Origin of the sequence: Micromonospora sp. M51, assembly GCF_018070305.1 — a bacterium.
Classification (GTDB): Bacteria; Actinomycetota; Actinomycetes; order Mycobacteriales; family Micromonosporaceae; genus Micromonospora; species Micromonospora parva.
Map to the genome: position 1 here is coordinate 1 of NZ_JAGPXZ010000111.1, position 11,853 is coordinate 11,853.

The window sequence follows — 11,853 nt, forward strand, 5'->3', positions numbered from 1 at the left end:
CACCTGCCTCGAGACCTGACCCGGCAGATCGGAGACGCAGGCGGCGTAGAGGCGGGCGAGGCCGTCCGCGGTGCTCACCGCGCCCGCGCCCGGAACACCGGCGGCCCGGATGGCGTCGTCGTTGAAGCTCACCAGGCCGTCGGCGTCGGCGGGGAAGGCGAAAGCGCCCCCCATGGTGATGCCGCGTTCGGCGACCGGGTCCTCGAACGGGTCCGGGTCCGGCGGCGGCGCCAGGCCCCAGGCGACGGTGTCACTCTCGGCGGCCGGAAGCCCGAGCCAGGTGCGCAGGCCGAGCGGGCCCGCGAGCGTGTCGGCGAAGAACGCGCCGGGTAGTTGGCCGGTGATGCGGTGGATCACCTCTCCGACCAGCCAGCCGTAGGTCATCGGGTGGTAGCCGTGTGCCGTGCCCGGCTCCCACAACGGGGCCTGCGCCTCGATCGCCTTGATCACCGGGTCCCACGCCAGGACCTCGTCGAGGGTCAGGGGTCGGTCCAACGCGGGCAGACCGGCCTGGTGCGTGAGCAGCCAGCGCACCGGGATGTGCGCCTTGCCGTGCTGTCCGAACCCCGGCCAGTAGCGCGTCACCGGCGCGTCGAGGTCGAGCCGGCCCTGTTGGACCAGCAGGTACGCGCAGATCGCCAGCATTCCCTTGGTGCAGGAGAAGACGACGACGGGTGTGTCCCTGTCCCACTGCCGGCCGGTCCGGGTGTCGGCGACCCCGCCGTACAGGTCGACGACCTTGCGGCCCCGCACGTAGACGGTGACCGCGGCGCCGACCTCGCCCCGCGCTGTGAAGTTGTCCCGGAAGACGTCCGCGACGCGCCCGTAGCGGTCGGCGACGTCGCCGTGGATCTGTGGCTGTGTGACCACTGCCTACCCCTTCACTGACCCCTGGATCAGGGCCTTGATGAACTGTCGCTGGAAGATCAGGAAGACGATGAGGGTCGGGGTGAGGATCAGCAGCGACCCGGCACACAGCAGCACCAGGTCGGTGCCCCACTGGCCCTGGAACGCGCCCAGCGCCCCGGCCATGGTGCGTTTGGTGGCGTCGTCGACCAGGACGATGGCGAGCAGGAACTGGTTCCACGTCCAGAGGAACATCAGGATGCTCAGCGAGGCGATCGCCGGCCGGGCCAGCGGCACCTGGACCCGCCAGAACAACTGCCACGTGCTGCTGCCGTCCACCCGGGCCGCCTCGGTCAACTCGACCGGCACGTTGGTGAAGTGCGCCCGCATCCAGAACACCGCGAACGGCATGTACAGGCCGATCAGCGGCAGGATGATGGCCCAGCGCGTGTTGAGCAGGCCGAGATCCTGCATCTGGTAGTAGAGCGGCGTCACCACGGCCTCGAACGGCAGGGTCAGACCCAGCAGGAAGAGGCCGAAGACGAGCCGGCCACCGGGCACCCGCAACTGACCGAGGCCGAAGCCGGCCATGGTCGCGATGAGCACCGACACCGGCACGACACCGGCCACGATGAGCAGGCTGGACCGGAGCAGGGCGCCCATGTTCGCGGCGGTGAAGGCGTCGGCGAAGTTCCCCCACTGCGGGTCGGACGGCCAGTCGAGCCCGCTGGGCACGGTGCCACGCGGCTGCAACGCCGCCGACAACATGCTCACGAACGGCAGCAGGGTCACGACGATCAGGGCGATCAGGAAGACACGCCCGGTCAGCTGTTCGCGTCGGGTCAGGTTCACGACTTCTCCCCTCGGCTGAGCCGCTGGATCGGCAGCACACACGCCAGCACCAGCAGCATCAGCACGACAGCGAGCGCCGAGGCGAGGCCCACCTGCCGTTGCGAGAAGGCCAGCCGGTAGATCTCCAGACCCGGCACCGTGGTCTGGAGGCCGGGCCCGCCGCTGGTGGAGATGTAGACGATGTCGAAGCTCGCCAAGGCCGCGATGATGGTCACGGTGAGGCAGACGCCGATCTCCTGGCGCAGGCTGGGCAGGGTCACGGCGAAGAACTCGCGGAACGGACCGGCGCCGTCCAGGCGGGCGGCCTCGTACAGCGCCGGATCAATCTTGCTCATGCCGGTCACCAGCAGGATCGTGCAGAGGCCGAGCAGGACCCAGGCCCCGATGACGCCGACGGCGGGCAGCGCCGTGTCGAAGTCGCCGAGCCAGGCGCGGGCGACGCCACCCAGCCCGACCGCCCGCAGCACCTGGTTGACCAGACCGTTCGAGGAAAGCAGCCAGCTCCACGCGATGCCCGCCGCCACCAGGGGGATGACCTGCGGCAGGAACAGGATGGTCCGGACGACGGTGCCGAACGGGCCGGTGGTGATCCGGCGGACCATGCTCGCCACCAACAGCCCGAGCGCGACCGGGATGAAGCTGAAGAAGACGATCAGGACGATCGCGTTACCGATGATCTTCAGCAGGTCGCTGTCGGTGAAGACGGTGAGGTAGTTGTCCAGGCCCACCCAGCGGGCCACCCCGATCCCGTTCCAGTCGTAGAGCGAGTACTGCAGCGTCAGGACGAGCGGGCGCAGGACGAACACCGCGTACATCACCAGGGCGGGCAGGACGTACAACCAGCCGGTCCCGGCCGCGCGGGCCCACCGGGAACGGTGGGCCCGCGTGGGGGTCGGACGGGCGCGACGATCGTCGCGCCCGGTTGGTGCGCTGCCGAGGGCAGACGTCATCGGGACAGTTCCTTCTGGTACTCGGCCTGGACCGCCTTCACGTACCCCTCGGGCGTCTGCTGGCCGGCGATCAGCTTCTGCATCTCCGGGGTGATCGCGGCGGCGAAGATGCCGCCGGTCGCGTTCGCGGTGAAGTCGACCGCGCCGTTCTCCGCGCCGAGCTGCTGCGACGCCTTGAGGGTCTCGGCGAGCACGGTGTTCGGGGCGGCGGCCGGCACCGGCAGGTCGCTCGGGCCGCCGGGGCTCGAGCCGCCGACAGTCACCGAGATCTCCCGGGCCTTGGCGTTGGTGTGCACCCAGTTCAGGAAGTACGCGGCGGCGTCCGGGTTCTTCGCCTTGGCGGAGACGCCGAAGGTGTTCGGGGCGGACATCGCCACGTGCTTTCCGCCGGGGGACTCGGTGGGGAACAGGAAGAAGCCGACGTTGCCGGGCATCGACTTGTCGAGGTTCGCCGACTCCCAGTCACCGTTGAACATGAACAGGCCGTTGCCCTTCTGGAACTCCCCCACCATGCCGGCGTAGTCGATGGCGTTGGCGTCCTTCGGGAAGTAGCCGGCCTGCGCCCACTTCTGGATGGTCTGGGTGGCCTTCAGGGCGGCCGGGGTGTCGAACGTGGCCCCCGGCTTCTGGAAGATCCAGTCGGCGACCTGGGCCGGGTCGCCGAACTGGTTCTGCAGCGCCTGGTGCGGGAAGTTGATGCCGGCGGTGTTCTTGTTGAACTGCATGATCGGCTGGACCCCGCCGGCCTTCGCCTTGGCCAGCAACTGCTCGAACTCGGCCACGGTGGCCGGCGGCTGGGTCATGCCGATCTGGCTGGCCAGCTTCTTGTTGTAGAACACGCCGGTGACGCTGTAGCCGAGCCCCATCCCGAACAGCGAGCCGGTGCCCCGGGTGTTCTCACCGACGCGCAGCTGCACGAGCTGCGAGGCGGGGAACTTGTCCCAGCCGTACGCGGTGAAGTACGGGTCGAGGTTCTTGAGCAGGTCGTCCTTGACCAGGTCGACCATGGTGGGGAGCCGGATGATGTCGGGCGAGTTGTCCGAGGCCATCACCCGGGGCGCGTTCTCCACGATCACCGTGAACTGGTCCTCACGGATGTTGAACTTGACGTTCGAGTGCTGCTTGGAGAACTCCTCGGCCAACGCCTTGGCCAGCGGGAAGCCGGTCTCGGCGTACATCTCCAAGGTGATCGGGTCGGTCCCCAGCTCCGTCGTGACGGCGGCATCGGACTTCTGGGTCGACGACCGGTCCTCGCCCGGGGCGCTGCAGGCCGTCGCGGTCACCCCGACCGCCAGCAGCGACGCGAGGAGCACCGTTCTCCGTCGCGGAAACTTTGTCAGCAATTCTGCCATTTCATGACTCCTTGACATCTCCACGCGTCCCGCGACCCACGGCCGCGCGACGGCTCCACCGGGACCAGCGCGACCGGGTGCGGCCACGACACGTACGCCGTGACCTGCCGCCCGGGCGCAGCACCCGTACCGTCAGCGAAAAAGAAGCCGGCACGGCCACCGAAGGCGCCTCTGGATGCACCAGAAGTGGTCGCTAAACTGATTTAGCAGAGCATGCGCGTGGCACGGGAAGCTGTCAAGGACAACTTGGCAACGGTGCGGAAACGTCGGGTTCACACCGCACCGACACGACCGGCGCTGGATCCTGGGCGGCGACGCATCATGATGGGCGGGAGCGGTGCCTGCGGCACCGCGCCTGATTCGGAGGACTGATGGGCCGCAACAGAGCAACACTCGCCGACGTCGCGCGCAGAGCCGGGCTGTCCAAGACCGCCGCGTCGATGGTGCTCAACGGCAGGGAGGGCACCCGACTCTCGGCCGAGGCGCACCAGCGGGTGTTCGCCGCCGCCGAGGAGCTGGGCTACCGGCCCAACCTCGCCGCGCGCAGCCTCCGCACCCGCAAGACCGCCACCATCGCGTTCGTCTCCGACATCGTGGCCACCACCCGGTTCGCCGGTGACCTCATCCGTGGCGCTCTCGACGCGGCCCGCGAACGCGACCACGTCCTGCTCATCACCGAGACGCAGGGCGACGCCACCTTCGAGCAGTACGCCATCGAGGCCGTCCTGGACCGACAGGTCGACGGGGTGATCTACGCGGCGATGGCGACCCGACGGCTTTCGGTGCCCGCGGCCATCCTCGGCGGACCGGTGGTGCTGCTCAACGCCACCAGCCCCGACGGTCTGCCCAGCGTGGTCCCCGACGACGAGGGGGCCGGCCGCTCCGTCGCCGCCGCCCTGCTGGAGCTCGGCCACCGCGACGCGATCGCGCTCATCGGCCGCAACCGGCTCAAGGAGGACGACCCGGAGGTCTCGCTCGCCGCCAGCGCCCGGCTGCACGGCATCCGGCAGACCCTGGACGAGGCGGACGTCAGCCTGCTGGCCGAGTGCTTCTGCACCGAGTGGTTGCCCGAGCACGGGTACGCCGCCATGCGCGGCCTGTTGAGCAAGCCGAAGCGCCCCAGCGCGGTCATCTGCATGAACGACCGGTTGGCCTTCGGCGCCTACCAGGCGCTCGGCGAGGCGGGGCTGACCGTCCCGGAGGACATCTCGGTCATCTCGTTCGACGACGACCCGATCGCCGCCTGGTTGCGGCCCAGTCTGGCCACCACGGCCCTGCCGCACGAGCAGATGGGGCGGCGTGCTGTCGAACTGCTCCTGGACGGCGGCGTCGCCGAGCCCGCGCTGGTGGCGATGCCGCTGCGCCGACGCCGGTCCCTCGCACCCCCGGCCGGCTGACCAACGGCCCACGACCGTACCGCCGGGCTGGCCTGGGGCGACGCTAAAACGGTTTAGTGCTAGGTTTCCGACCATGCTTCGTCTACCCGACCACTGGGTGTGGGACAGCTGGTACGCGCGGGACGACAACGGCCTCTGGCACGTGTTCTTCCTGCGCGCGTCCCGTGCCCTGCACGACCCGCACCGCCGCCACCGCCGGGCCACGATCGGCCACGCCGTCTCGACGGACCTGCGCTCGTGGCGGCTGGTCGCCGACGCCCTGGTCCCCGCCGACCCGCCCGGCTGGGACGACCTGGCGACCTGGACGGGCTGCACAGTGCGCGGGCCGGACGGACTGTGGTACCTGTTCTACACCGGTGTCGGTCGCGCCGAGGACGGGCTCGTCCAACGCATCGGGCTGGCCGTCTCCGACGACCTGATGACCTGGCACCGGCACGGCAACGAACCGATCGTCCAGGCCGACCCCACCTGGTACGAGCTGCTGGACACGGACCTGTGGTACGAGCAGGCCTGGCGTGACCCGTGGGTGTTCCCCGACCCGCACGGCCAGGGCTGGCACATGCTCATCACCGCCCGTGCCAACACCGGGCCGGCGAACACCCGTGGCGTCGTCGGCCACGCCACCTCCACCGACCTGCTGACCTGGACGGTGCGACCACCCCTGTCGACCCCCGCCGGTTTCGGTCACCTCGAGGTGCCCCAGGTCGCGGTCCTCGACGGGCAACCGCTGCTGCTGTTCTCCACCGACGCCACCGGCAGCGCCCGGCGCGACGACCACCGGATCTGGGTGGCGACCGGCGAGAGCACCCTCGGACCGTGGGACATCGCGTCCGCCCAGCCGTTCACCCACCCGCACCTGTACGCGCCCCGGCTGGTCCACGGACCCGCCGACGACTGGTCCCTCATCGGCTTCCTCGACCACGTCGACGACACGTTCGTCGGGGAGATCACCGACCCGATCCCGGTCCGCTACCGGGCCGCGACCGGGCTGACAGTGGACACGGCGAGGGCGACGGTCGGGCAGTAGACCGGACAGGTCCGGGCCGAGGCGTGTCGCCCCGGCCCGGACCCGTCGGTGCCCAGCTGGCAGGTCAGCTGCGCAGCTGCCACTGCTGGTTCGTGCCGCCGTTGCAGGACCAGAGAATCAACTTCGTGCCGTTCGCCGTCCCGGCGCCGTTGGCGTCCAGGCAGAGACCCGACTGCACGCCGGTGATCGTGCCGTTGGCGTTGACGTTCCACTGCTGGTTGGCCTGGCCGTTGCAGTCCCAGATCACCACTGTGGTGCCGTTGCTGGTGCCCTGGCCGGAGGCATCCAGGCACTTGGTGCCGTACACCATGAGCTGCCGGCTGGCCGTGTGGGTCCACCGCTGGTTGGTGGCCCCGCTGATGCAGTCCCAGAGCTGGGCCTGCGTGCCGTTCGTGGTGCTCGACCCGCCGATCTCCGCGCACCGGCCCGACTGGACGCCCACGATCTGCACGTTCTGCGGGTTGGTGCTGCCGCCGCTCTGCACGCCGGCCGCGTTGATCACCGTCTGCGCACCCGACGGCCAACTGCCTCCGGTGACAGTGACGTTGCCGTTGACGACGTTGCCGCGGTCACCGTTGGTCACGTTCGTGCTGTTGTTCGTCGACCAGTTGTTGGTGACGGTGAAGTTGCCCATGTTCTCCGCGTACCAGTAGTTGGCGGTGGCCCAGGTACCGGTGGAGGAGAACACGTTGTTACGGGCGGTGTAGTAGCGGGAACCCTCGTCGAAGTAGAGCCCGAACCAGCCGTTGGTCCGCAGGCAGTAGTTCTCGTTGATGGTCCCGCCCGGGTTCGCCGACAGCGTGTAGATGCACCCGCCGTCGGTCATCTGCTGCATCACGTCGTGCACGTAGTTGCCGATCACCTGGTTGTTGGCCGCGGTGGTCGCCGTCGTGTAGCGGGGCTGGTAGTTGTACAGCCCCCGGTTCGCGTAGTGCTGACTGCCGCCGGCGTCGTTGGCGCCCCAGCCGTAGCCGACCGACAGACCGGTGTACGGCATGTTGTAGACCTCGTTGTGCGAGACCAGTGCCGTGTTCACGTAGGTGGTCAGGATCGACACCACACCCCGGTACTCCAGGCCGAGGTCGTGCACCCGGTTGTTGCTGATGGTGATGTTGCGGTTGACCATCCGCTGGTCGCTCGGGTGGTGGGCGTCGGCCCGCACACCGCCGACCACGATGCCACCGGCGGAGTTGCGGGCGATCTCGGAGCGGGTGACGGTGATGTTGCTGGCCCCCAGGCCGACCCCGCTGGCGTGGGCGTTGGCGTCGTTGCCGATGCCGATCGCCGTCTGCCCGAGGTTGACGAACTGGGAGTCGCTGAAGGTGATGGTGTTGGCGGCGGAGACCTGCACGGCGGCGGGCATCTGGTTCCAGTTCGGTCGGGTGGCCTCGAACTGGGGGCAGCCGGCCTGGCAGGAGGTCAGCGCGTCGGACGGGCGGGACCAGGTGCCGGTGATGTGGGCGCCGGTCTGCTGGTCGGCGAAGCCGTTGCTGCTGCTGGGGCCGAGCCAGCTGGTGCCGGTGAAGGTGATGCCGCTGAACGAGATGTGGTGCGCCGGCGCGTCGTAGCTGCCCCCGACGTTGACCAGTGACTGCAACTGCGGCAGCTCGACGCTGACCGAACTCATGTTCTGCCCGGCGAGCGGGATGTAGTTGAGCTGGCCGTTGCTCGGGTTGAGATACCACTCCCCCGCTGAGTCCAGGAACTCGTACGCGTTGGTCAGGTAGAACGGCCCGGCGCGGTGCGGGCTGGAGAGGGTGTCGAACCCGAAGGTGTTGTTGTTCCACGCGGGCTGCTGCATCGTCAGGAAGTTCCCGCTGATGCTCTGCACGGGCGAGTACCGGTCGGTGAACGAACCGACGCTCTCCACCTCGACGCGGTTCTGGTTGCCCAGGTTGTTGAGGTAGCTGAGGGCGCTGTTGGTGAACCGCATTCCGGACGTGGTGAAGGTGAAGTCGGAGCGGTTCACCGCGGTACGCGCCCGCGTGGCGACAGCCCCGTTGACGTAGAGCTGGCGGGAATCGAGACCGGCGGGAACGCTGGCCCGCCAGATGTTCTTGCCGGAGTCGACGAGCGACCAACCGGTGACCGCCCGCGCGCCGGTGATCGTCGGACGCGCGCCGGCGGCCGCCCGCCAGATCACCTGGTAGCCGTTGTTGCCCGAGTCGGCGGCGGTGAACCGCAGCGGCGACGAGAGCCGGTACGTGCCGTTGGCCAACTCCACCACGATGTCACCGGACATCGCGCTGTTGATCGCCCGGACCGCGGTCTGGGCACCGGTCAGCGAACACGGCTGGCTGGCGGAGCAGGTGGTGCCGGCACCGGAGGGCGACGCGTACAGGGTGGTGGTGGCCGCGACGGCCGGGGACGCCGCGACGGTCACGGCGACCACTGCGGTCACCGCCGTCGCGGCGGCGCCGGCCAGCAGCCGGCGCAGCGGAGGAGAAGAGGACATGGGACGGTGCTCCTGACGTGCGGAGGGCATGGGGACGGAACGCCTCGACGGGCGGGAGGCGTGGCTGGTAGGAGGGGGCGGCGGCTACCCGAGGATCTCCCGGAGATAGCGCAGGCCGTCCGTGGCGAGACGGTCCTGCGAGGGGGCCAACGGCCGCCAGATCGCCGCGGCGGTGGCGATGGTCTCGTTCTCCGCCGTGAACGACTCGATGCAGACAGCGCCCTGGTAGCCGGTGTCCCGCAGGACGGTGAAGAAGCGGGGCCAGTCGAAGTGGTCAGCACCGGGCGCGCCCCGGTTGGTGCCGCTGACCTGGACGTGCTTGATGTGCCGGCCGGCGACGGCGAGGGCCGCGTAGGGGTCGGCTTCCTCGATGTTCATGTGGTACGTGTCGATCATGATGCCGACGTTGGACGGTAACCCGTCGATCAACTCGACGGTCTGTTCGACGGTGTTGACGACGCTCGTCTCGTAGCGGTTCAACGCCTCGACGCCGATACTCACGCCCAACTCGCCGGCCCGCTCGGCCACCGGCGCCAGGTTGCGCCGGAAATCCGCGTAGCAGGCCGCGCGGGCCGCTGGCGACATCCGCCAGATGCGGCCGACCGAGGCGTACGCGGGGCCGCCGACGCATCCAGCGCCGACGGCCGCCGCGCTCGCCACGCAGCCCATGAGGTACGCCACCGTCGACTCGACCACCGCTGGCGCGGCGTCGACCAGTTCCCGCCCCGGCGGGGTGACCGCGCAGACACCGGCGGCCACGAGGCCGTGCGCCGCCAACAGGTCCCGGGTACGGATCGGGTCCCAGTCACCGGGCTGCTCGATCGGCAACTCGACGGCGTCGAAGCCGAACTCGGCGATCCGCGGAATCAGCTCGGCCAGGGCCTTGTCGTCGACCGGCGAGGCCCAGACCCAGGGGTTGACGCCGATGGCGTACATCGGACCCTACTTCCAGCGCTGCGGGTAGCCGGGCAGGTCGGTGCAGCCGCACATCGCGTAGTGCAGGGGCGGCATGCTCGGGTCGAGATACTTGTCGAGGTTGTCCTGCGTGACGGTCGGCTGTGGCAGCTTCCACGGGCTGGACACCTGCTTGCCGTCGAGGATCTGCAGCACCGCCAGAATCGGCGTCCGCCACTGGTAGGTCGGGTAGGTCGGTGCGATCGCGGTGAGGTTCTTGTCCTTCCAGATCTTCAGGAAGTCGAGCTGGTCCTCGCCGTTCATCGGCGGAACGGGCTTGCCCGCGTCCTGGAACGCCTCGACCGCCGCGACGGCCGTCGCTCCGGCGTCCATCCAGACCCCGTCGATCGTGCCGTACCGCTGGATGTAGTCGTCGACGATCTTCTTGGTCTTGGCCGGGTCACCGTCGGTGAACTCGACGCCCACGACGTCGACCTTCGCCTTGTCGAACGCCACCTTCGCCGCCGACCAGCGGGTCTCCAGGACGTCGACGCCGGGCAGGATCCGCAGGGCGAGGACCTTGCCGCCGGGCTTCATCTTCTGGCTGACGAACTCGGCGCCGACATGGCCGAACCCGTAACCGCCGATGGGGTTGATGAACGTCACCGGGCACTTCGTGTTGACCCCACGGTCGAAGACGACGACCGGCAACCCCGCCTTGCAGGCCGCCTCGACGGCCGGGGTGAGCGTGGCGGTGGTGTTCGGCGAGACGATGAGCGCGTCGCAACCCTTGCCGAGCAGGTCGTTGATGTCCGCGATCTGCTTCTGGTCCTTGCCCTCGGCGTCGACGTGCACGAACTCCTTGATGCGGCTCTTCTGCGCCTCGACCTCGGCCTGCATCGTCTTGAACCCGACCTGACGCCACGGGTTGTTCAGGGCAGCGTTCGAGAAGCAGATCTTGTGCGGGCCGTTCTTCTTGAACTTGGCCGTGTCGACCATCGTCGGGTTGAGCACCTGCTCCCACGGCTTGTCGGCCGGGCCCGTCGGTGCCGCGTCGAGCAGCGCCAACTCGGCGTCGTAGTCGGCCTGCACGAAGAACTTCGACTGGTCCCCGGTGCCGGAACCAGTGGCGGCGGACGCACTCCCCGACGGGCTCGCGGCCGGCTCGTCGGTGGCACAGGCGGCAAGGGACAGCAGGGTGACAGCGGCAATGGCCGCCATGGAACGTCGCACTATGGTTTCCCCTTATCTGGACGAAGAACGCGTTGCCGAGACCGCCACGGCGAGCAGGATGATCGCGCCCTGGACGGTCGACCTGAGGGCGCCGGAGACGCCGTAGAAATTCATGAGAGCGAACAGCAGTTCGAGGGTCAGCGCGCCGAGCATCGCCCCGACAACAGCGCCGCGACCCCCGCCGAGCGCCACCCCACCGAGGACGACCGCGGTGATCGCACCGAACTCCAGGCCGTTGCCGGCCTGGAACGACACGCCGCTGTAGCCACCCAGGAGGATCGCCGCCACCGCCGCGGCCAGACCGCTGAGGATGAAAGCGAAGGTCCGGGTACGCCACACCCGTACCCCGCTCAGCTCGGCGGTGCGCGGGTTGTCGCCGACGGCGACCAGCGTCCGACCGAAGTCCGACCGCATCAGCAGCACTGCCGCCACCGCCAGGACCACCAGAACCAGCAGCGCGTACGGCACCCGGCCCAGCACCGGAACGTCCTCGAAGGCCCGCCGGCCGAACCGCCGGAACTCCTCGGAGAGCCCACCCTTCGGAGCGCCGTCGGACCACAGGTAGACAGCGCCCACGAGGATCAGGAACATGCCGAGGGTGGTGATGAACGACGGCACCCGCAGCCGGGTCGTGACCAGGCCGTTGACCAGCCCGACAAGTGCTCCGAAGGCGAGCAGGAGCAGCACCACCGGCCAGGTACGCGCCGGGTCGCTGTCGATCAGCCGGGCGGCGACCACCACCTGCGCGGTCACCAGGGACCCGACCGAGAGATCGAACTCACCGGAGACGATCACGAAGTACTGACCGGCGGCGAGCAGGATGATCGGCGCCGACCGACCCAGGAAC

At 69.3% G+C, this 11,853-nt stretch carries 10 protein-coding genes; 2 read left to right on the forward strand and 8 right to left on the reverse strand.

Annotation, left to right across the window (positions count from 1 at the left end; all coding sequences use genetic code 11):
• From KBX53_RS08910 to KBX53_RS08925, 4 genes are all read right to left on the reverse strand, one after another.
• Positions 1-870: serine hydrolase domain-containing protein (locus KBX53_RS08910; protein ID WP_210858539.1), on the reverse strand; the 870-nt coding region annotated here is incomplete at its 3' end.
• A gap of 3 nt (positions 871-873) precedes the next feature.
• The gene (locus KBX53_RS08915; RefSeq protein ID WP_210858541.1) at positions 874-1,698 is read right to left on the reverse strand and encodes a carbohydrate ABC transporter permease; all 825 of its coding nucleotides are present in this window, start codon (positions 1,696-1,698) and stop codon (positions 874-876) included.
• A complete protein-coding gene (locus KBX53_RS08920; protein ID WP_030333881.1) occupies positions 1,695-2,648 on the reverse strand; it encodes a carbohydrate ABC transporter permease in 954 nt (317 codons plus the stop codon). The genes KBX53_RS08915 and KBX53_RS08920 overlap by 4 nt, the downstream gene beginning before the upstream one ends.
• Entirely contained in the window at positions 2,645-4,000 is a 1,356-nt protein-coding gene (locus KBX53_RS08925; RefSeq protein WP_210858542.1) for an ABC transporter substrate-binding protein, read from the reverse strand. Before KBX53_RS08925 ends, KBX53_RS08920 begins: the two co-directional genes overlap by 4 nt.
• A 371-nt stretch (positions 4,001-4,371) precedes the next feature.
• Here KBX53_RS08925 and KBX53_RS08930 point away from each other — a divergent pair, with 371 nt between their 5' ends.
• Both KBX53_RS08930 and KBX53_RS08935 read left to right on the forward strand, forming a co-directional pair.
• A complete protein-coding gene (locus KBX53_RS08930) occupies positions 4,372-5,397 on the forward strand; it encodes a LacI family DNA-binding transcriptional regulator (RefSeq protein WP_210858544.1) in 1,026 nt (341 codons plus the stop codon).
• Entirely contained in the window at positions 5,300-6,424 is a 1,125-nt protein-coding gene (locus tag KBX53_RS08935; RefSeq protein ID WP_309140734.1) for a family 43 glycosylhydrolase, read from the forward strand. The genes KBX53_RS08930 and KBX53_RS08935 overlap by 98 nt, the downstream gene beginning before the upstream one ends.
• Before the next feature lie 64 nt (positions 6,425-6,488).
• Here KBX53_RS08935 and KBX53_RS08940 read toward each other — a convergent pair whose 3' ends face one another.
• The 4 genes from KBX53_RS08940 to KBX53_RS08955 all read right to left on the reverse strand — a co-directional run.
• A complete protein-coding gene (locus KBX53_RS08940) occupies positions 6,489-8,879 on the reverse strand; it encodes an RICIN domain-containing protein (protein ID WP_210858548.1) in 2,391 nt (796 codons plus the stop codon).
• Between the two features lie 84 nt (positions 8,880-8,963).
• Positions 8,964-9,815 carry a sugar phosphate isomerase/epimerase gene (locus KBX53_RS08945; RefSeq protein WP_210858550.1) on the reverse strand — a complete coding sequence of 284 codons (852 nt, stop codon included), beginning with the start codon at positions 9,813-9,815 and terminating at the stop codon, positions 8,964-8,966.
• A 6-nt stretch (positions 9,816-9,821) separates the two neighbouring features.
• Positions 9,822-10,994 (reverse strand): ABC transporter substrate-binding protein, encoded by a 1,173-nt coding sequence (locus KBX53_RS08950; RefSeq protein ID WP_210858552.1) that lies wholly within the window; start codon positions 10,992-10,994, stop codon positions 9,822-9,824.
• 24 nt (positions 10,995-11,018) lie between these two features.
• The coding region (locus KBX53_RS08955; protein WP_210858553.1) for an ABC transporter permease at positions 11,019-11,853 on the reverse strand (835 nt) is incomplete at its 5' end.

Bases quoted from the DNA above. Each gene is read 5' to 3' on its own strand.
- KBX53_RS08920 (WP_030333881.1), bottom strand. From the start codon at position 2,648: ATGACGTCTGCCCTCGGCAGCGCACCAACCGGGCGCGACGATCGTCGC.
- KBX53_RS08925 (WP_210858542.1), bottom strand. From the start codon at position 4,000: ATGGCAGAATTGCTGACAAAGTTTCCGCGACGGAGAACGGTGCTCCTC.
- KBX53_RS08930 (WP_210858544.1), top strand. From the start codon at position 4,372: ATGGGCCGCAACAGAGCAACACTCGCCGACGTCGCGCGCAGAGCCGGG.
- KBX53_RS08940 (WP_210858548.1), bottom strand. From the start codon at position 8,879: ATGTCCTCTTCTCCTCCGCTGCGCCGGCTGCTGGCCGGCGCCGCCGCG.
- KBX53_RS08945 (WP_210858550.1), bottom strand. From the start codon at position 9,815: ATGTACGCCATCGGCGTCAACCCCTGGGTCTGGGCCTCGCCGGTCGAC.
- KBX53_RS08950 (WP_210858552.1), bottom strand. From the start codon at position 10,994: ATGGCGGCCATTGCCGCTGTCACCCTGCTGTCCCTTGCCGCCTGTGCC.